Origin of the sequence: Leisingera sp. ANG-DT, from assembly GCF_000813785.1 — a bacterium.
In the GTDB taxonomy this organism is placed as follows: domain Bacteria; phylum Pseudomonadota; class Alphaproteobacteria; order Rhodobacterales; family Rhodobacteraceae; genus Leisingera.
Genome location: NZ_JWLE01000010.1, coordinates 178,589 through 201,992, shown reverse-complemented (window position 1 = coordinate 201,992; position 23,404 = coordinate 178,589). Strand labels below are relative to the sequence as shown.

The 23,404-nt window shown below is 63.1% G+C and carries 21 protein-coding genes and 1 tRNA gene; 7 read left to right on the top strand and 15 right to left on the bottom strand.

The features are described 5' to 3' along the window. The first annotated feature begins 361 nt into the window (after window positions 1-361). The 4 genes from RA21_RS11825 to RA21_RS11810 all read left to right on the top strand — a co-directional run bounded on the left by RA21_RS11825 (window position 362) and on the right by RA21_RS11810 (window position 5,569). Window positions 362-435 (top strand) — tRNA-Gly (locus RA21_RS11825). 165 nt (window positions 436-600) lie between these two features. Continuing rightward, window positions 601-2,400 carry an ABC transporter transmembrane domain-containing protein gene (locus RA21_RS11820; protein WP_039149150.1) on the top strand — a complete coding sequence of 600 codons (1,800 nt, stop codon included), beginning with the start codon at window positions 601-603 and terminating at the stop codon, window positions 2,398-2,400. A 233-nt stretch (window positions 2,401-2,633) separates the two neighbouring features. Then, the gene (locus RA21_RS11815; protein WP_019295757.1) at window positions 2,634-4,523 is read left to right on the top strand and encodes an acyl-CoA synthetase; all 1,890 of its coding nucleotides are present in this window, start codon (window positions 2,634-2,636) and stop codon (window positions 4,521-4,523) included. Window positions 4,524-4,642: 119 nt separating this feature from the next. Then, a complete protein-coding gene (locus RA21_RS11810) occupies window positions 4,643-5,569 on the top strand; it encodes an alpha/beta hydrolase (protein WP_019295756.1) in 927 nt (308 codons plus the stop codon). A gap of 6 nt (window positions 5,570-5,575) precedes the next feature. Here the strand turns inward: RA21_RS11810 and RA21_RS11805 are convergent, their stop codons facing one another. The 9 genes from RA21_RS11805 to dtd all read right to left on the bottom strand — a co-directional run bounded on the left by RA21_RS11805 (window position 5,576) and on the right by dtd (window position 14,729). Continuing rightward, a complete protein-coding gene (locus RA21_RS11805) occupies window positions 5,576-6,133 on the bottom strand; it encodes a DUF4453 domain-containing protein (RefSeq protein ID WP_039149087.1) in 558 nt (185 codons plus the stop codon). Between the two features lie 65 nt (window positions 6,134-6,198). Further along, window positions 6,199-7,035 carry an alkaline phosphatase family protein gene (locus RA21_RS11800; protein WP_039149084.1) on the bottom strand — a complete coding sequence of 279 codons (837 nt, stop codon included), beginning with the start codon at window positions 7,033-7,035 and terminating at the stop codon, window positions 6,199-6,201. A gap of 144 nt (window positions 7,036-7,179) precedes the next feature. Then, window positions 7,180-8,004, bottom strand: a complete 825-nt coding sequence (locus tag RA21_RS11795; RefSeq protein WP_039149081.1) for a DUF2182 domain-containing protein — start codon at window positions 8,002-8,004, stop codon at window positions 7,180-7,182. A 6-nt stretch (window positions 8,005-8,010) separates the two neighbouring features. Beyond that, entirely contained in the window at window positions 8,011-8,652 is a 642-nt protein-coding gene (locus RA21_RS11790) for a DUF1326 domain-containing protein (protein WP_019295752.1), read from the bottom strand. Between the two features lie 215 nt (window positions 8,653-8,867). Continuing rightward, window positions 8,868-10,505 (bottom strand): ABC transporter ATP-binding protein, encoded by a 1,638-nt coding sequence (locus RA21_RS11785; RefSeq protein ID WP_039149078.1) that lies wholly within the window; start codon window positions 10,503-10,505, stop codon window positions 8,868-8,870. After that, window positions 10,502-11,317: an ABC transporter permease gene (locus tag RA21_RS11780; protein ID WP_019295750.1), complete on the bottom strand. Its 816-nt coding sequence runs from the start codon at window positions 11,315-11,317 to the stop codon at window positions 10,502-10,504. The genes RA21_RS11785 and RA21_RS11780 overlap by 4 nt, the downstream gene beginning before the upstream one ends. Next, on the bottom strand, window positions 11,314-12,270 hold the full coding sequence (locus RA21_RS11775; protein WP_019295749.1) for an ABC transporter permease: 957 nt from the start codon (window positions 12,268-12,270) through the stop codon (window positions 11,314-11,316). The genes RA21_RS11780 and RA21_RS11775 overlap by 4 nt, the downstream gene beginning before the upstream one ends. Window position 12,271: 1 nt before the next feature. Continuing rightward, the gene (locus RA21_RS11770) at window positions 12,272-13,855 is read right to left on the bottom strand and encodes an ABC transporter substrate-binding protein (RefSeq protein ID WP_039149075.1); all 1,584 of its coding nucleotides are present in this window, start codon (window positions 13,853-13,855) and stop codon (window positions 12,272-12,274) included. 427 nt (window positions 13,856-14,282) lie between these two features. Continuing rightward, complete coding sequence (gene dtd, locus RA21_RS11765) at window positions 14,283-14,729, bottom strand: D-aminoacyl-tRNA deacylase (RefSeq protein ID WP_039149073.1); 447 nt, start codon at window positions 14,727-14,729, stop codon at window positions 14,283-14,285. A gap of 195 nt (window positions 14,730-14,924) precedes the next feature. Here dtd and RA21_RS11760 point away from each other — a divergent pair, with 195 nt between their 5' ends. Further along, window positions 14,925-15,344 (top strand): Hsp20/alpha crystallin family protein, encoded by a 420-nt coding sequence (locus RA21_RS11760; protein ID WP_039149070.1) that lies wholly within the window; start codon window positions 14,925-14,927, stop codon window positions 15,342-15,344. Window positions 15,345-15,440: 96 nt separating this feature from the next. Here RA21_RS11760 and RA21_RS11755 read toward each other — a convergent pair whose 3' ends face one another. From RA21_RS11755 to RA21_RS11730, 6 genes are all read right to left on the bottom strand, one after another. Then, window positions 15,441-16,562, bottom strand: a complete 1,122-nt coding sequence (locus RA21_RS11755; RefSeq protein WP_052257644.1) for a TFIIB-type zinc finger domain-containing protein — start codon at window positions 16,560-16,562, stop codon at window positions 15,441-15,443. Between the two features lie 72 nt (window positions 16,563-16,634). Continuing rightward, window positions 16,635-17,816 carry an SPFH domain-containing protein gene (locus tag RA21_RS11750; protein ID WP_039149067.1) on the bottom strand — a complete coding sequence of 394 codons (1,182 nt, stop codon included), beginning with the start codon at window positions 17,814-17,816 and terminating at the stop codon, window positions 16,635-16,637. A 26-nt stretch (window positions 17,817-17,842) separates the two neighbouring features. After that, window positions 17,843-18,730 (bottom strand): DUF2927 domain-containing protein, encoded by an 888-nt coding sequence (locus RA21_RS11745; RefSeq protein ID WP_082008937.1) that lies wholly within the window; start codon window positions 18,728-18,730, stop codon window positions 17,843-17,845. A gap of 59 nt (window positions 18,731-18,789) precedes the next feature. Further along, window positions 18,790-19,980 (bottom strand): toxic anion resistance protein, encoded by a 1,191-nt coding sequence (locus tag RA21_RS11740; RefSeq protein ID WP_039149064.1) that lies wholly within the window; start codon window positions 19,978-19,980, stop codon window positions 18,790-18,792. 16 nt (window positions 19,981-19,996) lie between these two features. After that, a complete protein-coding gene (locus tag RA21_RS11735; protein WP_039149061.1) occupies window positions 19,997-20,890 on the bottom strand; it encodes a 5-bromo-4-chloroindolyl phosphate hydrolysis family protein in 894 nt (297 codons plus the stop codon). Between the two features lie 174 nt (window positions 20,891-21,064). After that, complete coding sequence (locus RA21_RS11730) at window positions 21,065-22,075, bottom strand: pseudouridine synthase (RefSeq protein WP_039149139.1); 1,011 nt, start codon at window positions 22,073-22,075, stop codon at window positions 21,065-21,067. 198 nt (window positions 22,076-22,273) lie between these two features. On the opposite strand from RA21_RS11730, the gene RA21_RS11725 reads away from it, so the two are divergent. Together RA21_RS11725 and RA21_RS11720 are read left to right on the top strand one after the other, a co-directional pair. After that, window positions 22,274-22,723, top strand: coding sequence for a nucleoside deaminase (locus RA21_RS11725; protein ID WP_039149059.1), 450 nt, complete (start codon window positions 22,274-22,276; stop codon window positions 22,721-22,723). 97 nt (window positions 22,724-22,820) lie between these two features. Then, window positions 22,821-23,402: a TetR/AcrR family transcriptional regulator gene (locus tag RA21_RS11720; RefSeq protein ID WP_039149056.1), complete on the top strand. Its 582-nt coding sequence runs from the start codon at window positions 22,821-22,823 to the stop codon at window positions 23,400-23,402. Window positions 23,403-23,404 lie beyond the last annotated feature (2 nt).

The following is a 23,404-nucleotide window of genomic DNA, read 5'->3' as shown; positions in this document are numbered from 1 at the left end:
ACTGCGCCGTCCTCTATCACCTGCTCCAGCCGGCCGGGAACTGCGAGGGTGGCAGAGCGGACATCCCAGTCCGGAAGATGCGCGGCAACACCCCTGGCAGTGGCTGCCAGATCCGCCTCTGCCGGGCCCGGGGCAGAGGGCTGACCGTGAGCAGTGAGTACGGCGGTTTGCGGGTCTTGGGTCCCGGCGGGTTTTCGGGGGTTCTTTACCGGGGGGGGGGGTGGCTGGGTTTTGCTTTTATTTGGGGGGCTTGGCGGGGCTTTCGCAAGAGGCACGTTGAAATTTCCGCCACCGCAAAGGTAAACGAAAACAAGGTGGTTGACCTTCCCCGGCGCTTCACCTAAATCAGCAAATGTCCTGAGCGGGTATGGTGAAATGGTATCATAAGAGCCTTCCAAGCTTAAGGTGCGGGTTCGATTCCCGCTACCCGCTCCAGACCTTCCCAATCCGCCTGATTGATACCCCATGACGCAGTGCGCAGCTGTTTTCAGGTGTGTTTTGAAGCTGCTCAACGCTTGACGCGCCGGGCGTGCGGGGCCATGAACCTTGGCGACTATGCGGGTGCAAGACCCGCCAGACCAAAGTGCAGAAGGATCCGGAATGGCGCGGAGACAAGCGGCCCCGAATGCGGAGCAAGAGCGGGAGAAATCCCGGAAGATTGGCGTGCTGTCGGCGCTTTGGCCGTTCATGCGCCCCTACCGCCTGCTCATGCTGGCCGCCACCTGTGCGCTGGTACTGACGGCGGGTCTGTCGCTGACGCTGCCCTTGGCGGTGCGCCGGGTGGTGGACAACTTCCGGGTCTCTGATTCCGAGCTTCTGAACCTCTATTTCAGCGGTGCGCTGGTGATTGCCGCATTGCTGGCGGTGGGCACCGGCGTGCGCTATGCACTGGTGACACGGCTGGGCGAGCGGGTGGTGGCCGACATCCGCAAGGCGGTGTTCGACCGGGTGATCGGCATGAGCCCGGAGTTCTATGAGCGCATCATGACCGGCGAGGTGCTGAGCCGGATCACCACCGACACCACGCTGATCCAGTCGGTGCTGGGATCGTCGGTGTCGATTGCACTGCGCAACCTGCTGATTTTTCTGGGCGGCATGGTATTGATGCTGCTGACCTCGGCGAAGCTCACGATGATGGTGCTGCTGATCGTGCCGGCGGTGATCGTGCCAATCCTGGTGCTGGGCCGCCGCCTGCGCGCCATCAGCAAGGAAAACCAGGACTGGATTGCGGCCTCTTCCGGTAACGCGGGCGAGGCGCTGGGGGCGGTGCAGACGGTACAGGCCTTCACGCATGAGGCTGCCAGCCGCGAGAAGTTTTCCGAGCTCACCGAAACCTCCTATGACGTGTCCCGCCGCCGCATCCAGACGCGGGCCTATCTGACGGTAATTGTGATCTTCCTGGTGTTTTCCGGGATCGTGGGCGTTCTGTGGATGGGCGCCAATGATGTGCGCGCAGGCGTGATGTCTGAGGGCACGCTGATCCAGTTTGTGATCTATGCAGTGCTGGTGGCTGGATCCGTTGCGGCGCTGTCGGAGATTTGGAGCGAGCTGCAGCGCGCCGCCGGGGCAACCGAACGGCTGGTGGAACTGCTGAACGCCGAGGATACCGTGCTGGACCCGGTTGCGGCGCAGGTTCTGCCCGCGCCGGTCAAGGGCGAGATCGCGTTCGACAACGTGTCTTTCCGCTACCCGTCGCGCCCGGATGTGTCGGCGCTGGATGAGGTTTCGCTGACAGTGAACCCGGGGGAGACTGTGGCTTTTGTCGGCCCGTCAGGTGCTGGCAAGACCACCATTATTCAGATGCTGCAGCGCTTCTATGATCCCAATCAGGGCGCGGTGAAGCTGGACGGCGTGGCACTGACCCAGCTGCAGCGGGATGAATTCCGCCGCCACATCGCGCTGGTTCCGCAGGATCCAGTGATCTTTGCCGCCTCGGCCCGCGAAAACATCCGGTTTGGCCGGCCGGAGGCCACCGATGCTGAGGTCGAGGCTGCTGCTGCAGCGGCAGCGGCGCATGACTTCATCTCCAAGCTGCCGGAGGGCTATGACAGTTTTGTCGGTGAGCGCGGCGTGATGCTGTCGGGCGGCCAGAAGCAGCGGATTGCCATTGCCCGCGCCATCCTGCGCGATGCGCCGGTGCTGCTGCTGGATGAGGCGACCTCGGCGCTGGATGCGGAAAGCGAACGCCTGGTGCAGGCGGCGGTGGATGAGCTGAGCCAGGGCCGCACCACGCTTATCGTGGCGCACCGGCTGGCAACGGTGAAGAAGGCCGACCGCATCGTGGTGATGGAGCAGGGGCGGATCGTCGCCACCGGCACCCATGATGAGCTGGTGGCACAGGGCGGGCTTTATGCGCGTCTGGCCAAGCTGCAGTTCACAGAAGGGCTGGCAGCTGAATAAGCGGCGAGCAGATTAACACGGCAAGCGCCCCGGAGCCGATCCGGGGCGTTTTTTGTTGAAAACCGCCCAATGCAGGGAAATGGCGCGACGTCACCGCCAAAGCTGCCTTGGCGTGACCCTGCCGCGGCGCTTGCGCAATCAGGCGATTGCAATAATCTGGGCAAAAAACAGAGACACCTTCCGTGCACCGCCCGTACACCGGCTGTGCACCGGGTGGAACGGGGAGGAGAATTATGGGTTTTTCCGGAATCGCGGACCGCGATGCGCTGCAGAATGAAATGCCGTATGAGGCGCGGGATCTGCCGGCCACTTTGTACGGGCTGCTGTCGCGCACCGCGGACAAGTACCCGAACAGCAAGGCGGTCAGCTATCAGATATTCTCTGGCGCCCAGGACAAGGCGGAGACGCTGACCTGGCGCACGCTGAAGGAGCAGGTGAGCCAGGCCGCCAATATGTTCCGTGCGCTGGGGGTGGGCGAAACGGATGTGGTGGCCTATGTGCTGCCCAACTGCAACGAGACGCTGGTCACCATGCTGGGCGGCGCGGTGGCAGGGATCGTGAACCCGATCAACCCGCTGCTGGAGCCGGAGCAGATCGCCTCCATCCTGCGGGAGACCAAGGCCAAGGTTGTTGTCACCCTGCGGCCCTTCCCGAAGACGGATGTAGCCCAAAAAGTGGCAGAGGCGGTGCGCCATGCGCCGGGCGTGAACACGGTGCTGGAAGTGGACCTGAACCGCTACCTTACGCCACCGAAATCCTGGATCGTGCCGCTGATCCGTCCCAAGATGGACGGCCGGCCCAGCCATGCGGACTACCTGAACTTCTCCAAGGAGATGGCGAAGCAGCCCAAGACGCTGAATTTTGCCGACAGTGCCGGTGACCGGGTGGCGTGCTATTTCCATACCGGCGGCACCACCGGCATGCCCAAGGTGGCGCAGCACAAGTATTCGGGGCTGGTCTACAACGGCTGGCTGGGCAGCACGCTGTTGTTCACCGAGGAAGACAACATCATGTGCCCACTGCCGCTGTTCCATGTCTTTGCGGTGCATGTGATCATGATGGCGGCCATCGCCTCTGGCGCGCATGTGGTGTTCCCGACGCCGCAGGGGTACCGGGGCGAGGGCGTGTTCGACAATTTCTGGAAGCTGATCGAGCGCTGGAAGATCACCTTTATCATCACTGTGCCCACCGCCGTCTCGGCGCTGATGCAGCGGCCGGTGGATGCGGATATCTCATCCGTGAAAACGGCGTTCTCCGGCTCGGCGCCGATGCCGATGGAGCTGTTCAAGCGGTTTGAAAGCGCTTGCGGCGTGGCCATCGTGGAGGGCTACGGGTTGACCGAGGCGACCTGCCTCGTCTCTTGCAACCCGCCGGGCGGCGAGAAGAAGGTGGGATCGGTGGGCATCCCGTTCCCCTATACGGATGTGCGGATCGTTAAGCAGACCAATGATGGGGCGCTGGAATGCGGGCGCGACGAAGTGGGGGAGATCTGTGTGTCGAACCCCGGTGTGTTCGCGGGCAATACCTATACCGAGGCCGACAAGAACGTGGACCTCTACTACCAGGAGAAATACCTGCGCACCGGCGATCTGGGCCGGATCGACGAGGATGGCTATCTCTGGATCACCGGCCGCGCCAAGGATTTGATCATCCGCGGCGGTCACAATATCGACCCGGCAGAGATCGAAGAGGCACTGCTGGGCCATGATGCGGTGGCCTTTGCCGGTGCCATCGGACAGCCGGACGCGCATTCGGGCGAGCTGCCTTGCGCGTTTGTCGAGCTGGTCGACGGCGCCAGTGTCAGCGAGGCAGAGCTGCTGGAATACTGCAAAGTCCATGTGCATGAGCGGGCGGCGATCCCCAAGCATCTGACGGTGCTGGACGAGCTGCCGAAAACCGCGGTGGGCAAGGTGTTCAAGCCCGATCTGCGCAAGATGGCGATCACCCGCGTATACAATGGCGCGCTGGAGCAGGCCGGGGTGGCGGCGCGTGTTGTCAGCGTGACCGACGACAAGAAACGCGGGCTGGTGGCGCAGGTGGCGGCCAACGGCAGCCCGGAGGCTGACATCGACGGCGTGCTGAACAATTTCACCCGGCCATGGGAGCCTGCCGCGGCTGCGTGACCCCGCTGGACAGTGTGGGATAAGGAGCGCCCTTCGGGGCGCTTTTTCTTTCAGGCATTCCATTTGCGGGAAACTGTGCCTAGGCTCTCGGGGACGACGGCGTGCAGGGAGGCTCGCAGATGGATTACGAACGGCTGATCGACGAGGAGACCTGGGACTTCATCCAGAAGACCGGGGAGCTTTATCCTGATGACGCCGTTGACATGAGCATCGAAGAGCAGCGCCGTATCTATAACGCGATGGCGCGGGAATTCCGGGTGCCGCGGCCGGATGTGGTGTCGGTCGAGGCATTGTCCGCCAACGGCGTGCCGGTGCGGGTCTATACCGCTGGTGACCCGACCCGGACGGTGCTGTTCTGCCACGGCGGCGGCTTTGTCGTAGGGGGTCTGGACAGCCACGATGATGTTTGCGCCGAGATCTGCGCCCAGACCGGCTACCGGGTGGTGGCGGTGGACTACCGGCTGGCACCGGAGCACAAGCACCCCGCCGCCTTTGAGGACGCCTGGGTGGTGCTGGGCTGGGTCGAGGCCGGGTATGGCAAGGGCATTGTCCTGATGGGCGACAGCGCCGGAGCCAACATTTGTGCTGCGGTGGCGCATCATGCGCGCGGCCGCTGCGAGTCGATTCTGGGCCAGGTGCTGATCTATGGCGCGTTCGGCGGTGATGTGAACCAGGGCTCTTACCTGGAGCACGCGCAGGCGCCCATGCTGACGCGCGAGGACGTGCTGTATTACATGGATATTCGCACCGAAGGGGAGCCGCCCAAGGATGATCCGCTTTTTGCGCCTCTGTCTGACAGCGATTTCTCGGACTTGCCGCCGACGGTGCTGGTAACGGCGGATTGCGATCCGGTGCGGGACGATTCACGCGACTACCGCGACCGCATTTTGGCGGCTGGTGGCAAGGCGTATTGGATCAATGAGCCGGGACTGATCCACGGCTATTTGCGTGCGCGCCACAGCGTGGGCCGGGCACGTGACAGTTTTGAGCGGATTTCAGTTGCGGTCGAGGCGCTGGGGCAGGGGATCTGGCCCTATGACGAGTAGCCCGGACTACCCGGCATAGTCCTGGCATTGCTCCTGGAACAGCGACGTGTTCAGCCAGCCGCCGCTCGTGACCTGCCAGTCCGGGCCGGAGGTGGTCACATAGGTCCAGCTGCCCACCGGGATATGCGAGTAATTGACGTAGTCGCCGGGGTCTATCTGCCCGACCAGGGGAGCATCCGGCCTGTGGCCCGCCCGCAGCCCCATGACCGGCCCCAGCCAGCCCAGGCAGGCGCTTTCGAACTCATCCCGCACCGGCAGGTCCCATAGCTGGTAGCGCAGGAACAGGTCATCCAAGTCCAGATGGGTCTGCTTGTTGTTGACCCGGCAGCCGAAGCGGGCCTCCATCTGTTTCACTTCAGCAACCAGGCGTTCTGACTGCGGCGGCAGAGAGACAGACTTGCCGGTGCAATCCCCGTTGTTGAACACGGCCTGCCCCAAAGGGGAGCCGAAGCAGTAACCGGCCCGGTCGATCACCGCGTTGCGGGTGAACCACAGGTCGTGGCAGGCATCGCTGGCCAGCGCCGGGGCGGCCAGCAGGGAAAATACGGCGGTAAGGGATTTCATGGCAAAGTCCTGACATCTGAAAACGGCGGCTGAGGACCATCCTAGCACACAGCCGCTGTTTCAGGTCATTTCAGGAACGGCTCTGCCTTCATGGTGTCCGCAATCGGCGCGCCCAGCCGTTTAAGGATGGTGGGGGCCAGCTGGCGCTGGTCGATCACGTCGCCATGATCCGGACCTTCGGCCTCGCCAAAGTAGTAGAGCGCGGTTTCCTGCTGCAGCGGACTGCGACCGCCGTGGTGGCCGCGCTCGTCCTGGCCGTGGTCGGCGGTGACGATCACCTCGTAGCCCAGATCGCGCCAGCGGGTGATAAAGGGGGCCAGCATCTCATCCATCACAAAACAGGCGTGGTCCATTTCCTGGCAGTCATGGAAAAAGCGGTGGCCCATGCTGTCCAGGGTGCAGGCGTGCAGCATGCCGTAGTCCAGCCCGAAGCGCAGGCAGAGATTGGTCAGCGTGGCGAACAGATCGACGTCCGACGGCGTCATCTGGTTGTCCTTGCCATAGCCGGTCATGGTGTGGAACCGGCCGTGGTTGATGGTCTTGCTTTCCGGCTCGTCGTATTCGATATCGCGCACGTAATCGAAGGGGTGGCGGTTGAAGAAAGACGACCAGTAGCTGTGCGCCACGGCGCCGGTGACGCCGCCGGCTTCGCGGACCTGGCTGAACACGTCTTTTTCCTTGAGCCGGAACACATTGGCGTTGCCGGTGCAGCCGTGGATGGCGGGTGCAACGCCGGTGTGGATCGAGGCATAGCAGCTGGCCGAAATCGACGGCAGCACCGCGCGCAGTTTCCAGACGCGGGCATCGCCGCTGTCGACCCAGCCTTCGAGGTTGCCGAACAGGCGGCGGAAATTGCGCCAGGGCACGCCGTCCAGAATGATGAGAAGAAGCTTGTTGTCCATTTGCCGAATCCCTTTGCCTTGCGATGGCTTCGGGAGGGTATCATTGCGTCCGTTTCTTGAATTGCCATTCAAAAAACGGCGGAACGGCCGCAAACGGGCATTTTCGCAGGGACGTTGCAGAATTGCCGGTCAGCGCCTGCGCTTTCAAAGCGCGGTAACGAGAACATAGCTGCCTGCCAGAAGCAGCAGAGCCCCGGCACCCGTGGCAAAGAGCCTTGGGTAAGGCAAGGTCTTTTCGGCCAGCACGAACAGCGCCAGCCCGGCTATCCAGTAAAGGTTCATGATCCCGCCGGCAAACAGCAGCAGCATCAGCGCCCAGCAGCAGCCGAGGCAATAGGTGCCGTGGTGGGCGCCCATCAGTACAGCACCAGCCAAGCCTGTGCGGTTATGCTCGGTCAAAAAATGAACCGGCATACGGCAATGGGAGAGGCAGGCGTGCTTGTAGGGGGTAAACTGATAGGCGCCCGCCGCCAGCAGCAATGCACCGCCAAGGGTGCGGCTGCTGAGCGACATCATCGGGCCGTTTGAGAGGCCCATGGTTTCGAGCCACCATTGCAGCGCGGTGGCAATTGCAGAGAAAAAGGCCCAGGCAAGAAGGTATCCGCTGAGGAACAGCAGCCCCAGCACCGGCGCCCGGCCGGGCAGAGAGCCTGCCTTCTTGATGGCGGTGAACAGCAGCAGAACCGGGGCCGCGCTGGGTGTCATCATGGCGATCATCATCACCCACCACATCAGAAAGATCAGTACGGCATAGCCTGCAGTCCAAACCGGCCCGGTGCCCATCGCCATCGGTTCGCCAATCGGGCGGGCCATCCGGGTCATCTCGGCCGCGGTCATGTTCATGCCGACACCAAACACGGTGTAAAGCCCGCTCAGCAGCACGATGAAGGCCACAGCGCCCAGAACCACGATCCGGTCGTTGCGGGCCAGCCGTTCAGCTGTGCCGGTTATGTGCGGCGCCCGGCCCATGGCGGATCAAGCCGCGCGCTCAACGCCCTTGCCGGTCAGGTGCAGCTCGGCAACATGGGCGTGGGTTCCGCTGTTCTTTTCAAGGCTGATGGCAGATCCAGGGGTCCGTGTCGTGCCCTGGCAGACGGAAGCCTCGGAGTATTCAAACCCGTTCGGCAATTTGATCTGGACCGAATGCGGTGCACCGGACACGATGTGTGCAATCGGTTCGACTTTGGTTTCGCCAATGCCGTCCGCCTTGCCATGGCCAATACCTGTTTCGGCATCAAAACTCAGCGACACGGGTGCGCTGAGTGTCTCATGCCTGGTGGTGCACATAGCGTTGAAGACGAAGAACATGGTGGCAAATTCATCGGTGTCCTGGCCGGTCATGATCGCCTCGAGGGCCGACTTCTGCTCTGCTGTGGCGCTTTCGTCGATGATGATTTGCATCTCGCCGTTGCCCTCGTGAATGGGGCCGGGCCATTTGTAGATGGCCGCGGCGTGCAGCCCGTCCAGCTTTGTGTCCCCGTAGTGGCCTTTATCGATGCGGAAAGTCAGCATTGCTTCGCAGGTGCCGTCATTAGGAAGCTGCGAAAATTGGCAAGGGCAGCCGGGCACGCAGTTGCAATTGGCGATCTCAAATCCGTGAATTGCCCAATCTGTCATGGCAGTTTCTCCCCTTTGCTGCAGTCAAAACGAAACTGCCCGGTAAATCGGGTTGGCTTGCCTCACAGTTCAGCCGCGCTCAGTGCTTTTTCTATTGTTTGCAGCCGGTCCCGCTGCATTCTCCCTGTCTCAATAAAATATCACAAATCCGTGTAAATTTAAAAAGAAAAAGCCCCCGCTGGCAATCAGCGGGGGCTTTGCATCCTTTGGTGGAATCAGTTGCCGGCGCTTTCCATCTTGCGGTGGGCAATCACCTCTTCCAGCCAGCCGAGCTTCATCTCCGGCACCGAACTGAGCAGCAGATCGGTGTAATCGTCGAACGGCGGGCTCAGAACCTTGGACTTGCCGCCGTAGCGCTGCACTTTGCCCTGATACATTACCGCGATGTTGTCCGAGATCGCGCGCACCGTTGCCAGATCGTGGGTGATGAAGAGATAGGCCACATCTTCGATCTTCTGCAGGTCCAGCAGCAGCTTCAGGATGCCGTCTGCCACCAGCGGGTCGAGTGCCGAGGTGACCTCGTCGCAGATGATCATCTTAGGCTTGGCTGCCAGCGAGCGGGCGATGCAGACACGCTGCTTCTGGCCGCCCGAAAGCTCCGCCGGATAGCGGTCCATGAACTTTTCGCCCAGCTCGATCTCGTCCAGCAGTTCGATGATCCGCTTCTTCTTCTCGGCGCCGCGCATGCCGAAGTAGAACTCCAGCGGGCGGCCGATGATGGTGCCGACGGTCTGGCGCGGGTTCATTGCCACGTCTGCCATCTGGTAGATCATCTGCAGCTCGCGCAGGTCCTCGCGGCTGCGGCCCTTGAGGTCCGGTGAGAGCTTGCGGCCGGCAAACTCGATCTCGCCCTCGCGCGGCGGCAACAGGCCTGTGATCACGCGGGCGAGGGTGGATTTGCCGGAGCCGGATTCACCCACCACGGCCAGCGTCTGGCCGGGATACAGATCGACGTTCACATTGTGCAGCACGTCGAATTGGGTGCCCTTGTAGCGCGCGGTGATATTGCGCACGCTCAGCACCGGCTCCTCGGTCGGGGCCTTTTCCTCATGCTCGATGGAGCGGACCGAGACCAGCGCCTTGGTGTACTCCTCCTGCGGATCATTGATGATCTGGTCAACGTTGCCGTATTCGACGGTGTTGCCCATCCGCAGAACCATGATGTCGTCGCTCACCTGTGCCACAACCGCCAGGTCGTGGGTGATGTAGAGCGCGGCAACGCCGGTGTCGCGGATCGCCTCCTTGATCGCCATCAAAACGTCGATCTGGGTGGTCACGTCGAGCGCGGTTGTCGGCTCGTCGAACACCACCAGATCCGGCTCCGGGCACAGCGCCAGCGCGGTCATGCAGCGCTGCAGCTGGCCGCCCGACACTTGGTGCGGGTAGCGTTCGCCGATGTTGTCCGGATCCGGCAGGCCCAGTTTGGCAAACAGAACCCGGGCACGGGCCTCGGCGTCCTTGCGGGAGAACTTCTTCTGTTCCACCGCGGCCTCGACCACCTGGTCCATGATCTTCTTGGCCGGGTTGAAGGAGGCTGCCGCTGATTGCGACACATAGGTCACCTCGGCACCGCGCAGTTTGCGGATGTCCTTGTGGCTGCCCTTCAGGATATCGCGGCCGTTGACCCAGACCTCGCCGCCGGTGATCTTCACGCCGCCGCGGCCATAGGCCATCGACGCAAGACCGATGGTGGATTTGCCGGCACCGGATTCACCGATCAGCCCCAGAACTTTGCCGGGCGCGAGGTCAAAGCTGACCCCGTGCACGATCTCGATGTCGCGGGGACGTTCACCCGGCGGGTAGATGGTCGCGCCGATCTTCAGGTCGCGGACTTTCAACAGGGTATCGCTCATCCGCGGCCTCCTTTCAGCGATGTGGTCCGGTTCAGCACCCAGTCAGCCACCAGATTGACCGAGATCGCCAGGGTGGCGATGGCAAAGGCCGGGATCAGGGCCGCAGGAATGCCGTAGACGATGCCTTCCTTGTTCTCCTTCACAATGCCGCCCCAGTCAGCTTCTGGCGGCTGCACGCCCAGGCCCAGGAAGGACAGGGTGGAGACAAACAGGACCGCAAAGATGAATCGCAGGCCCATCTCCGCGATCAGCGGGGACAGTGCGTTGGGCAGAATCTCGCGGAAGATAATCCAGGCGGTTTTCTCGCCGCGCAGGCGGGCTGCTTCGACGTAGTCCATCACCTCGATATCGACCGCAACGGCACGGGCCAGGCGGTAGACGCGGGTGGCGTCCAGAAGGCCCATCACCAGGATCAGCATCGGAATGGTGACCGGTGCGACCGACAGCACCACCAGGGCGAAGATCAGCGTCGGGATCGACATCACGAGGTCGACGAAGCGCGACAGTGCCTGGTCGATCCAGCCGCCCATCACCGCGGCAAAGAAGCCGAGGACGGAGCCCAGGGTGAAGGACAGGACGGTCGCGGCGGTTGCGATGAAGATAGTGGTGCGGCCGCCATAGATCATCCGGCTGAGAAGGTCGCGGCCGATGTTGTCGGTGCCAAGCAGGTAGTCTGCGCTGGAGGGCTCCCACACATCGCCGACCACTTCGCCGACGCCATAGGGGGCCAGCAGCGGCGCAAAGATGGCACCAAGGAAGTAGAGGGCGGTGAAGAACAGCCCGATGAGTGCGGAAATGGGGATATTCTTCATTTCGGATGCCTCAGGCGCGGGTTGCTCAGGATGGCGACGATATCGGCAATCATGTTGAGACCGATATAGACGGCGGCAAAGATCAGGCCGCAGGCCTGCACAACAGGCACGTCACGCTTGGACACGTGGTCGACCAGATACTGGCCCATGCCGGGGTAGACAAAGACCACCTCGATCACCACGACGCCGACCACCAGATAGGCGAGGTTCAGCATCACAACGTTGACGATCGGTGCAATCGCGTTGGGGAAGGCATGGCGGTAGATCACCTGAAAAGCGTTGAGGCCCTTGAGTTCTGCGGTTTCGATATAGGCCGACTGCATTACGTTCAGGATTGCCGCGCGGGTCATCCGCATCATGTGCGCCAGAACAACCAGCGTCAGAACGGCAATCGGCAGGGCGATGGCGTTCAGCTTCTCGAACAGGCTCATGTTGTCGTTGACCATGGCCACTGACGGGAACCAGCGCAGCTGCACCGCGATGAAATACATCAGCACGTAGCCGATCAGGAACTCGGGGATCGAGATCGAGGCCAGGGTGACGGCGGAGATCATCTTGTCGGGCCAGCGGTCCTTGAAGCGGACGGCCAGCAGTCCGAGGAAGATCGCCAACGGAACCGCAACCACGGCAGCCCAGAAGGCGAGGAACAGGGTATTCCAGAAACGGCTGCTGAGAGCCTGGGCGATGTCCTGGCCGCTGGTCAGCGCGGTGCCAAGATCGCCCTGCATGGCGCCGAAGAGCCAGGCAAAATAGCGTTGTACGGGAGGATCGTTCACACCCAGCTCAGCCCGCAGGTTGGCCAGTGCCTCCGGTGTTGCCGACTGACCCAGGATCGATTGCGCAACGTCGCCCGGCAGAACGATGGTGCCGGCGAAGATCACGATTGAGATGAGCAACAAAAGAAGGAGGCTCAGCGCAATGCGCTGAGCCAGGAGTTTTACGATCGGAGACATATTAGGCTTTGACCCACAGCTTGCTGGCTGCATAGCCGTTCATCAGAACCTGGCCCGGGATGCCTTCGACCCAGCCGTCGACATTGTCGGTGGTCGCTTCGACGAAGTCGTTGAACATCGGGCAGATCAGGCCGCCTTCGTCCCGCAGGATGGTCGACATGTCGGCATACATCTGCGTCCGCTTGGCAACGTCCAGTTCGCCGCGCGCTGCCACCAGCATCTGGTCGAACTGCTCGTTGTTGAAGCGGGTGTCGTTCCAGTCCGCGGTGGACAGATAGGCGGTGGTGAACATCTGGTCCTGGGTCGGACGGCCGCCCCAGTAGCTGGTGCAGAACGGCTTGGCGTTCCAGACTTCCGACCAGTAGCCGTCGTTCGGCTCGCGCTTGACGTCCAGCTGGATGCCGGCGCTGGACAGCGACTGCTGGAACAGCGCGGAGGCATCGGGTGCGCCCGGGAAGGAGTTGTCCGAGGTGCGCAGCAGGATAGAGCCGTCGTGGCCCGCCTTCTTCAGGTGGTGCATCGCCTTGTCCGGGTCGAACTGGCGCTGTTCCAGCTCGGTGTACATCGGATAGGAGGCGTTGATCGGGGTGTCGTTGCCGACAGTGCCGTAGCCGTTCAGGATCTTGTCGACCATTTCCTCGCGGTTGATGCCGTATTTCAGCGCCATGCGCACGTCGTTGTTGTCAAACGGTGCGGTGTTGCAATGCATGATGAACACATAGTGGCCCGCCGCGGAGGTCGAGTGCACGGTGATGTTCGGTGCGCGGTCGACCAGTTTTGCGGTGCGCGGGGGCACCCGGTCGATCACGTCCACCTGGCCGGACTGCAGCGCTGCGACGCGGGCGGTGTCGTCGTTGATGACGATGATTTCCACGGTGTCCGCGTTGCCCAGATCACCCCAGTAGTTCGGGTTCTTCTCGGCCACGAAGCGCACGCCCATGTCGGAGGACTTCATGATGTAGGGGCCGGTGCCGATGGCGGCTGCCGGATCGTCATTGCCGCCGTTCGGCTGGATGATCAGGTGGTAGTCGGCCAGCAGGTAGGGCAGGTCGGCGTTCGGGCTGTCCAGTTCGAAAACAACGCTGTCGCCGTCTGCGCGCACGTCCTTGATGCCGCGCATGATGCCCAGGGCGCCGGACTTGGTGTCTTCACCGCTGTGGCGCTCCATGGTTTTGACCACGTCGTCAACCGTGACGCTCTGGCCGTTGGAGTAGGTCACGCCGGAGCGCAGCTTGAAGGTCCAGGTCTTGGCGTCGGCAGAGGCTTCATAGCTTTCGGCCAGCTTGCCCTCGATGCCGCCGTCGTCGGCCAGCTCGACCAGGGTTTCACCCCACAGACGGGTGACCATCAGGCCAACGGTGTTGGTGACCAGCGCCGGGTCCAGGCTGTCGGTGGTGGAGCCGCCCTGCAGGCCGAGGCGGATGGTGCCGCCCTTCTGCGGGCCGGCCGCCTTGGCGGCGGTGGACAGCAGCAGGTTCGCGGATACGGCGGTAAAGCCCAGTGCGGCGGCTTTGCCCAGGAAATCACGGCGTGACAGTTTGCCTGCCGCGGCCTGGCTGGCCAGATACTGCATATGTCGGTTCATTGAGTTCTCCCGATTGGTTGCGGTGCTGAGGCACCTGTTTTTTTGATTGGCGATTTAAGATTTGCGTATTTACCGCTAACTCGCAAGCGTTATTAGCGCTACGCCGGGGAAGCCATCTGCACGGTTTCGTGCGGCACAAACAGTGGGTGTCGCCTTTCTCAAGTAAGGTGCCGTTTTTGCGGTCTCTGTCCTGTGTAAAGCAAAAAAAGCGCTGGAATACGACAGGAAATATTGATGCGGAGAAATTGCGGATTTTTTGCGAATCTGCCCGGCGGGCAAGGCCGACAGGCCGCCCAAGGGACAGAATCGGTGCTTTCCGGTCTAAAAACGCCCTCTACGCCGCCAACTGACCTGCCCGGTATGGCGGTTGGACCACAACGGGCAGCGGCAATGCGGCGCGCTGGCAGGCTGGGCTCCAAGGGGCGGATCAGGGGTGTTCAGTATCCATCCAGATGGTCACCGGACCGTCATTCAGCAGGCGCACCTTCATGTCGGCGCCGAACCGGCCTTTTGCAGTTTCCAAACCCAGCGCAGACAGCTGGTCCGCAAAATATTCATAGAGCCGTTCGCCCTCAGCCGGGGCCGCAGCGGTGGAAAAGCCGGGCCGGTTGCCGCGCTTTGTGTCGGCCGCCAGGGTAAACTGGCTGACCACCAGCACGCCGCCGCCGGTATCCAGCACCGAACGGTTCATTTTGCCTGCGTCGTCCTTGAAGATTCTCATCTTGGAAATCTTGGCGGCCAGTTGGTCCGCCTGCGCCTCGCTGTCACCGGCCATCGCACAGACCAGCACCAGCAGCCCGGGACCGACCTCGCCGATAACCTCGCCATCGACTGTCACAGAGGCTTCGCTGACCCGTTGGATAAGTGCGCGCATGTCTACTCCTGCCTTTGATTTGTTTTGACCTGCAGGCCATTGCCCGATTGTCCGCAACTGCTCTAGCGCCTTTGCCGGGCACTGGCGAGGCCGCGGCCTGAAAATTTCCGGCACAGGCATTGCCTTTGCGCCGGATCAAGGCGGTGCGGCGGGGCAGGCGGTACAATGGGATGCAACAAGAAAGGAGGCTGAACAATGGTGGAAAAAACCGAACATGGCGGCTTCTGGCCGTCGCTATATGATCCTTTCCGCAGCTTTGGTGCGCGGCTGGCCGACTGGCTCACGCCCGCAACCGAGGCGTCCTCGGGCAAGGAAGCCTATGACATCGCGATGGAGCTTCCGGGTGTTTCGCTGGAGGATGTCGAGCTGACCGTGGACAACGGCGTGCTGACGATCCGCGGCGAGAAGAAGACACAGTCCGAGAAGAAGGGCGACACCTGGTATTTCAGCGAGCGCCAGTATGGCGCCTTCCGCCGGTCCTTCCGCCTGCCGGAGGATGCAGACGGGCAGGGGGCCTCGGCCCGGATGGAGGACGGCGTGCTGCATATCGCAGTGCCGAGGAAGGCGCTGGAACAGCCGGAGACCGCCCGCAGGATCGAAATCAGCAAAGGCTGACAGGGAGGCCGGCCAAGGGTTCCGGCTCAGAACCCGGGGAAAGGAACCGGCCGGTTCAGGAAGGGGGCGGCAGCGTCCCCTTCCGTTTTTGCAGGGTTACTGCTGGCTGGCGACCAGGGCGATCCCGGCACCGATCAGCAAGGCCAGCAGCACGGCAAAGGCAATTTTCCAGGCTGAATAAGGCCGCTCGCCCTGCACCCGGCCGGATTGGCCGTTGACCACAAAGCGATAGGTCTTGCCGCGGTATTTGTAAGCGGCGAGCCAGACCGGCAGCAGGATGTGCTTGAAGGTTACCTCAGACACTTTGGTGTCGATATGGGCAATCCGCTGGCGGTCGCCGCCGATGTCAAAGCGCACGTCACGCTCGATCACCCGGTCCATCTTCTGCCCGGCCTCGGCAAAACCAGCCTCCAGATCCACGGTGTAGGCTTCAGCCCGGAAGCCTGCCAGATACTGCGGCTGGTAAGGTTCCAGCTGCGCCAGGTCCCAGGGCTCCAGCCCCTCAGTGTATTTTTTGGGCAGGCTTTTTGAGGCCAGCACCAGCACATCATCGAAAAACCGCTGCACCCGGCCCGAGGCGGGCGTCCAGCGTACCTTGGCGACCTGCCGGGAGCGGGTCTTGCCTTCGTGCTGGAAGGTTTCGGTCACATAATAAACGGTGCCGCGCTGGCCGGTGTAGCTGCTGTGGGTCTGGGCGTCATAGGTCCAGTAAGGCACATAGATGCCCTGCATCCGCCGTCCCTTTCGGGCGTATTCTCTGAGGCCGTTCGGGGCAAACCACAGGCCGCCCAGCCAATCCGTCATCGCCTTGTGCGCGGCGCGTTCTTCAACCGCAAAGGGCAGCACGCCTTTGGGTTTGATGTGCCGGTTCTCACCGGTGCCGGTCACCACAGGCGTTGCGCAGAACGGGCATTCCTTGGCGTGGGTGTCCGGATCGAATTCCACCTGCGCGGCGCAGTTGGGGCAGGTGGAGACCCTCGTCACTTCGATCTCTGCCTCGGGCAGCTGATCGGCCACGGCAGCGCGGAAATCCAACTCCTGCAGGGCGGATCCCTTCCAGGGTCCGCTGCGGATGCTTTCGGTGTGGCCGCAATGGCCGCAGGTCAGCGTGCCTTTGGCCGGGTCATAGGTGTAATCGGCACCGCACTGCTCGCACGGGAAGCGGTGGGTCTCATCGTCGGGGGCAGGCACGGTTTCGGCGGGCGGCGGCGGGGGCATCGTCACGGGGGGCAACCTGTCGGCAGTGTCAGTCAAGCGGGCTGGGCAGCGGCTGGCTGCCCTGCGGCGGTGTCACCCGGCTGGCGGCGCCGGCGGCGGGGGAGGCGGCGGCAGGATGGTGAACAGCTGTGCAAGCTCCATCACTTCGCCTGCGCGTTTCCAGCCGTCCTGGCCCGGGGTCCAGACGTGGGTCTCGCGTGTCAGGGTGCCGTCCTGCGCCATCCGCCCCATCCGCGCCTTGGAGAACGGACCAGAGGTCTGCCCGTCCACCGCAATGTGCCAGACGTGCTCCACCGGCGGCGGGGGCGGCGCCACGGGCGCTGCCGGCTGCGGCGCAGCGGGTTCGGGCCGCGCTCCCCATGGCCCGGACGGCTGACCCGCTGCCTGAGAGGCGGCGCCTCCCTGCAGAGCCTGGCCCATCTGCTGCGCCATCGCCATACCCATGCCCATTCCCATTCCGGCACCCATGCCGCTGTTCGGGGTCTTGGCGGCGGCGGTCATCGCCTCAGCTGCCGAAAACTGAGTGTAGCGGCCCAGATCGCCCAGCACGCCCATCTGGGTGCGCTTGTCCATGGCTTCCTCCACCGCAGGCGGCAGCGAGATATTCTCAATGTACAGCTCCGGCATCATCAGGCCGTAGTCGGCCAGGGTGCCGGAAATCTCTGCCGCCACCAGTTTGCCCAGGTCGGCAGTATTGGCGGCCATGTCCAGAACCGGAATGCCGGAGCCGGCAATCACGCGGGAAAACTCCTGCACGATGATATTGCGGATCTGATAGGAGATCTCGTCCATGGTGAATTCACCATCGGTGCCGACGATCTCGCTCAGGAAGCGGGCCGGGTCGGCGACCTTGATCGTATAGGTGCCATAGGCGCGCAGCCGGACGGGCCCGAATTCCGGGTCGCGGCAGATGATCGGGTTCTTGGTGCCCCATTTCAGGTCGCTGAAACGGGTGGTGTCGACAAAGTAGACCTCAGACTTGAACGGCGACTGGAAGCCGTGGTCCCAGTGCTGCAGCGTGGTCATGACCGGCATGTTGTTGGTCTCGAGCATGTAGAGACCGGGGGTGAACACATCCGCCAGCTGACCCTCGTGCACGAACACTGCCGCCTGGCCCTCGCGCACCGTCAGCTTGGCGCCGTATTTGATTTCATGGCCTTCGCGTTCGAACCGCCAGACCATGGTGTCATGGGTGTCATCCACCCAATGAATGACATCAATGAATTCGCCTTTGAGAAAATCGAAAATACCCATGTTTCAGGTCCTCTTCCTGTGGCGGCCTAAAGTTCCTGGCCCATCGCCTCGCGGGCGAGAATGCGGATCAGGGGGCGGGCCTCTTCCAGGCTCATCCCCACCTTCAGTCTTGGATCATACAGCATCTGCAGCAGCTTTTCGTCAAAGCTGGTCAGCAGCGCAAATTCGTCGTCATCGTTGAAGATCGAGGGGCGCGCACGCGGGCTGTCGTTCCTGAGGCCCAGCCCTTGTGCCACTTCCTCGTGCACGCAGCTCTTGCGCACCAGGTCGGGATGCTCTGCCCGGATCAGTGCAACCCCGCGGGTATAGGACAGCGGATCTCCCTGCGGCCCGCCTGCCACCACCAGGCAATAGTAGCTGCGCGGCGGCGCAGCCAGCAGCGACAGGTCGCGGGCACTGATCGCGGGCAGCAGTTCGCGCACCCGTTCAGCGACATACGCGCTGTCGTCGAGGCTGGCAAAGATCACGTGGAAATTGGCCCTGCCGCTGACGGTGCTGATGGAATGGCCGGTGATCCGCGCCAGCCGCGCGGCGTATTCGGCCAGTGTTTCCCGGTCCTGCACCCGCTGGCCCGCTTGCACCGAGGGACCGAACTCCGCTGCGATCCGGACCGGGCCGGACCAGCGGCCGAGCCCCCCGGAAATGCCGGACCCGCCGTATTCATCATAGAAAGCCAGTTGCTCGAAGCTTGCCGCCAGATCCTCGGCGTCAAACGGTGTGTCCGGCCCGCCGCCGTCAGTGCGCAAAAGGCCGCGGGTCAGCAGGTCCCGCTCCAATGCGTTGTAGTAGTAGGCCAGCTGGGCGCTGTCGGCAGAGGGTTTGTAGACCGCAGGCTGGGGCACTGCAGGCCGGGCCTGCGGCACTAGAGATTCTGCCTGGTCAAAGGGCAGGCATGCGCTTAAAGCGGCCAGCACGGCAAAGGCCGCTGCGCTCTTCCAAAGTGTATGGATTGCCTGCACTCCCGCTGCCTTTCTTAACCCGGCACAGCGGTGCCGGCGTTGTCGCCAACCCCGTCGCGCCGCGCCTTGGCAGCGGCCAGCGTATCGCGCAACTCCGCTTCCATTTTCTGCAGATCTTCCTCGGCGGCAGCGCGTTTGGCCTTGCCCTCGTCGGCGATCTTGAGACTGTCCTGAATGGTGCCGATCAGATCCGCATTGGCCTGTTTCACCGCTTCGATATCAAACACTCCGCGCTCCATTTCCTTGCGGATCATCTCGTTCGATTGGCGCAGGTTGGCGGCGTTGGAGGTCAGGAGTTCATTGGTCAGGTCATTGGCATCGCGCACTGCCGCCGCGGCCTGGGCCGAACGCTGGATGGTCAGGGCCTGCGCCAGCTGAGTTTCCCACAGCGGCACGGTGTTCACCAGGGTGGAGTTGATCTTGGTCACCAGCGACTTGTCGTTTTCCTGCACCAGCCGGATCGAGGGCAGCGACTGCATGGTGACCTGGCGGGTCAGCTTCAGGTCATGCACCCGCCGCTCCAAGTCATCGCGGGCGGCACGCAGGTCGCGCAGCTCCTGCGCCTTCATCACCTGATCGCCTTCGGGGGCTGCCTGCACCTCGGCTTCCTTGGCCGGGATGGCGGTGCCGTCCAGTTCTGCCAGCTTGGCTTCGCCTGCGGCAATATAGAGTGCCAGCTCATCATAGAATTGCAGCGTCTTTTCATAGAGAAGATCGAGCGATTTGATGTCTTTCAGCAGGGTGTGCTCGTGGCCCAGGAGGTCGTCGGTGATCCGGTCGATCTGCCCCTGCACGGTTTCATAGCGCGCGGTGAATTTCACGAAGGGCGTCGCCTTGCCCAGAAGCCGCTCCCAGAAGGTCGCCTTGCGGCGCACGTCCAGTTCGGAGACCGAAAAGCCGCGGATCGTGGCCACGATATTGCGTAAGGAGTCCCCCGCAGGCCCCACGTCCTTGTTGCGGACGTCAGACAGCATTGCCTGGCTGATGGTCTGCAGTTCAGCCTGTGCGGCAGAGCCGAAATGGATGATCGAGTTGGTGTCGTCCATGTCGATCTGGTCCATCCGCTGCCGGATCGCCTCACTGGTCGGTTCATCGGCCTGTTCCAGGGGCTGAACCTCTGCCACGGGTTCGGGCAGTTCGATGGCGGTGACTTCGGTGACCAAGGCTTCGGCCTGGGCGGCCTTTTGTTGAACGGCTTCAGACATGAATGGCTCCCCTTAATCAGTTCTGGTCCAGATGGACCCCTTCACGCTGCAACCGGTCGCGCAGCACATCAATTTCAATGGTCAGGTCCGTGCGGTCCTCCACCAGCATTTTGCGGGTGCGCGCGGCAAAGTTTTGTTCCAGATCGTCCAGCAGTGCCAGGTAATCGGCGCGGGCCTGGGCGTCCTGGCTGCGGGCATAGATATCGGCGAATTTCACCGTCGCATCGCGGGCGCCCTGCAAATAGACGGTCAGGTACTTGCGGGCGGCGGTCAGGTCGCGCGGGTCTTCCTCCACCGTGCGGAACAGCTCGCGGGCGACGGACTGGAACTGCTCCACCCGCGCCTCGACCTTGCGGTCCCGGGCGCGCAGAGCGGCGTTCGTCATCGCGGCAAGGCTCTGCTCCGCCTCATCCACCGCGCGGGCGACCCGGGACTGCTGGAAATCGTCGACGCCCTCGACGCCCTTGTCCTGCAGCGGGTCGATGCCAAAGGCGGTGATATGCAGGCCCGCTGCAGCGGCGCCGTAAACGGCGGCATTCAGGATGCCCGGTTCGGCCTTCCAGGCCGCCAGCGCCGCGCCGCCGCCGGTCAGAAGTGCTGCCAGGATCTTGCGGGGCAGGGCGGGCTTGCGTGCCACCTTGCGGGCGCCGTAGGCGGCTTCGGCCTTCAGCCCCTCGCGCAGCAGGAAGGCGCCGCCGGTCCAAAGCCCCGCGCCGATCAGCCCCAGCGCAAGTCCGGTGGCGCCGTCGTTCAGGGAAAGCAATGTCAGGATGGCGGGCGGCAGGAACATCAGGTTGGCGCGCATGCCAACCGGGTCCACCTGGGCGTTGCGGAAGGATTGCTGCGCGGGCTTGTCCTGCGGCGAGGGTTTCCCATCCGGGCTGAACTTGCCGCCGTAACGCTGTGCCATGCGGTCAGCCCCCCACGATCCAGCCGGTGCTTAGGCCGAACATCAGGATCAACAGGGCAGCATAGGCAAGTTTCTGCACGCGAAAGGCCCCCCAGACCGCCAGCGAAGACTAACTGATTGGAAATCTAGGGGATAGCGGGCGTTGTTGCTAGGGGGAAGTCTGCGGGAATTGGCTCAGCGGCGGGGATTCTTGCCGATCGGACGCTTGCCGCCGCCGCGCTGGGTGGGGCGGTCGCTGCGCGGTGCTGCGGGCTTGCCGCCCGGTTTGCCGGTTTTCGCCGGTGCCTTGCCAGCCGGTTTGCCGCCTGGCTTACCCATAGGCCGGCCAGCAGGCTTGCCGCCGCGGGACCGGGTGGGGCGGCCGACCGGCTTTTCCTCTTCCGGTTCAAGCCCCAGCTGATCGCGCACCACACGCGGACGCAGTTCTTCCACGTCGCCCGGTTTCAAGTCGCCCAACTGGAACGGCCCGTAGGACACCCGCAGCAGCCGGTTCACGCTATAGCCGATATCCTCCATCGCGCGGCGGATTTCACGGTTCTTGCCCTCGCGCAGGCCCACGGTCAGCCAGGCATTTGCGCCCTGCTGGCGGTCCAGCGACACGGTCATCGGCTGGAACTTCTCCCCCTCGATCACCAGGCCCTTGCGCAACGGGGCAAAATCCTCGTCTTTGGGGCGGCCGTTGATCCGCACCCGGTAGCGGCGCAGCCAGCCGGTGGCGGGCAGCTCCAGCTTGCGCTTGATGCCGCCGTCATTGGTCAGCAGCAAGAGACCTTCGGAGTTGAGGTCGAGCCGTCCCACCGTCATCACCCGCGGCATTTCCTCTGGCAGCTCGTCAAAGATCGTCTTGCGGCCTTTTTCGTCGCTGTTCGACGTCACCAGGCCGGTGGGCTTGTAATACAGCCACATCCGCGGCGCCTCGGCCTCCGGAAGCGGCTGGCCGTCGACACTGATCCGGTCTGCCGCGGTCACGTTCAGCGCCGGGCTGTCGATCTTCTTGCCGTTCACCGAAACGCGGCCCTCCGCAATCATGCGCTCGGCTTCGCGGCGCGAGGCAACGCCGGCGCGCGACAGGACCTTGGCGATGCGGTCGCCCTCAGGCGCGGCGCCTTCGGGTTTGGAAGGCGCTTTGCGGGGCTGGGATTTCGGGGCCGGTTTGCCCTTGGGGGATGCGGGTATTTTGCTCATGCCCGTGCCATAGAGCATTCCGCCGCCTTGCGAAAGCGGGCAATCGAGGGCGGGCAAAGTGTGGTGAGGGCAGAGCCCGGCCGCGGGCGGGAAACGAAGCGCCCGCCCATGGGGGCGGACGGGCGCTGCCCGGCGTTGCCGCCGGGCCGAAACTTTTCTAAGTGTATAGCCTTGCTGCATTCAAGCTGAGCGGAGCGTATGGCATTCAAATCGCATATGGATAAGGCGCTGGCTGAGGCGCGGGCGGCGGCAGAACGCGGCGAGGTTCCCGTGGGTGCCGCGCTGATCGCGCCGGACGGGCAGGTGGCGGCGCTGGCAGGCAACCGCACCCGCGAACTGAACGATCCCACCGCCCACGCCGAGATTCTGACAATCCGCGCGGCCTGTGCCGCCTTGGGCAGCGAGCGGCTCACGGGCTACGACCTCTATGTGACGCTGGAGCCCTGCGCGATGTGCGCCGCGGCCATCGCCGCCGCACGCATCCGCCGGGTGTACTACGGCGCCGCTGATCCCAAGTCCGGCGGCGTGGCGCATGGCGCCTGTGTGTTCTCCCATCCGCAGGCGCATCACGCGCCTGAGGTCTATGACGGGATAGCGGAAGGCGAGGCCAGCGCGCTGCTCAAGGAGTTCTTTGCCGGCAAACGCTGATCATGGAGCATGTGACGTGCCGTTGCTTCGCTGGCCGGTTGTACCTGTAGGTCAAATGTCCTAGGTTCCATTTAGGTTAAACGTCCTAGGGGTGGAGATGCCACAGCCAGCAACCAAAGACAGGATCGCTGAGGCCGCGGACCAGCTGTTCTATGAACGCGGGTTCGAGGCGACGTCGTTTGCGGATATCGCCGCGGCGGTCGGCATCTCGCGCGGCAATTTCTATTATCATTTCAAAGCCAAGGACGAGATCCTTGAAGCGGTGATCGCGCGCCGCTTGGCTTCGACCCGCACCATGTTGAACACCTGGCAGGCGGAAGGCGCCGGCCCGGAGCAGCGGATCATCTGCTTCATTCGCATCCTGATCGCCAACCAGGCCAAGATCACCCTGTACGGCTGTCCGGTCGGCACGCTGGTTGCGGAGCTTGGCAAGCTGAACCATGCGGCGCAGGATCAGGCAAATGCGGTTTTTACCCTGTTCCGGACGTGGCTCTGCCGCCAGTTCGAAGAGCTGGGCTGCGGCACGGAATCGGATGCCCTGGCCATGCACCTGCTGGCACGCAGTCAGGGGGCTGCAACGCTGGCTCAGGCTTTTGGCGATGTGGATTTCATCAACCGCGAAGTGGCGCTGATGCAGGACTGGCTACGCGGTCAGCTGCCACAGGATCATCCCCGTTAATA

Excerpts from the sequence above, each read along its gene's own strand:
- RA21_RS11820 (WP_039149150.1), top strand. The coding sequence starts at position 601 with ATGGCGCGGAGACAAGCGGCCCCGAATGCGGAGCAAGAGCGGGAGAAA.
- RA21_RS11815 (WP_019295757.1), top strand. The coding sequence starts at position 2,634 with ATGGGTTTTTCCGGAATCGCGGACCGCGATGCGCTGCAGAATGAAATG.
- RA21_RS11810 (WP_019295756.1), top strand. The coding sequence starts at position 4,643 with ATGGATTACGAACGGCTGATCGACGAGGAGACCTGGGACTTCATCCAG.
- RA21_RS11805 (WP_039149087.1), bottom strand. The coding sequence starts at position 6,133 with ATGAAATCCCTTACCGCCGTATTTTCCCTGCTGGCCGCCCCGGCGCTG.
- RA21_RS11800 (WP_039149084.1), bottom strand. The coding sequence starts at position 7,035 with ATGGACAACAAGCTTCTTCTCATCATTCTGGACGGCGTGCCCTGGCGC.
- RA21_RS11795 (WP_039149081.1), bottom strand. The coding sequence starts at position 8,004 with ATGGGCCGGGCGCCGCACATAACCGGCACAGCTGAACGGCTGGCCCGC.
- RA21_RS11790 (WP_019295752.1), bottom strand. The coding sequence starts at position 8,652 with ATGACAGATTGGGCAATTCACGGATTTGAGATCGCCAATTGCAACTGC.
- RA21_RS11785 (WP_039149078.1), bottom strand. The coding sequence starts at position 10,505 with ATGAGCGATACCCTGTTGAAAGTCCGCGACCTGAAGATCGGCGCGACC.
- RA21_RS11780 (WP_019295750.1), bottom strand. The coding sequence starts at position 11,317 with ATGAAGAATATCCCCATTTCCGCACTCATCGGGCTGTTCTTCACCGCC.
- RA21_RS11775 (WP_019295749.1), bottom strand. The coding sequence starts at position 12,270 with ATGTCTCCGATCGTAAAACTCCTGGCTCAGCGCATTGCGCTGAGCCTC.
- RA21_RS11770 (WP_039149075.1), bottom strand. The coding sequence starts at position 13,855 with ATGAACCGACATATGCAGTATCTGGCCAGCCAGGCCGCGGCAGGCAAA.
- dtd (WP_039149073.1), bottom strand. The coding sequence starts at position 14,729 with ATGCGCGCACTTATCCAACGGGTCAGCGAAGCCTCTGTGACAGTCGAT.
- RA21_RS11760 (WP_039149070.1), top strand. The coding sequence starts at position 14,925 with ATGGTGGAAAAAACCGAACATGGCGGCTTCTGGCCGTCGCTATATGAT.
- RA21_RS11755 (WP_052257644.1), bottom strand. The coding sequence starts at position 16,562 with ATGCCCCCGCCGCCGCCCGCCGAAACCGTGCCTGCCCCCGACGATGAG.
- RA21_RS11750 (WP_039149067.1), bottom strand. The coding sequence starts at position 17,816 with ATGGGTATTTTCGATTTTCTCAAAGGCGAATTCATTGATGTCATTCAT.
- RA21_RS11740 (WP_039149064.1), bottom strand. The coding sequence starts at position 19,980 with ATGTCTGAAGCCGTTCAACAAAAGGCCGCCCAGGCCGAAGCCTTGGTC.
- RA21_RS11735 (WP_039149061.1), bottom strand. The coding sequence starts at position 20,890 with ATGGCACAGCGTTACGGCGGCAAGTTCAGCCCGGATGGGAAACCCTCG.
- RA21_RS11730 (WP_039149139.1), bottom strand. The coding sequence starts at position 22,075 with ATGAGCAAAATACCCGCATCCCCCAAGGGCAAACCGGCCCCGAAATCC.
- RA21_RS11725 (WP_039149059.1), top strand. The coding sequence starts at position 22,274 with ATGGCATTCAAATCGCATATGGATAAGGCGCTGGCTGAGGCGCGGGCG.
- RA21_RS11720 (WP_039149056.1), top strand. The coding sequence starts at position 22,821 with ATGCCACAGCCAGCAACCAAAGACAGGATCGCTGAGGCCGCGGACCAG.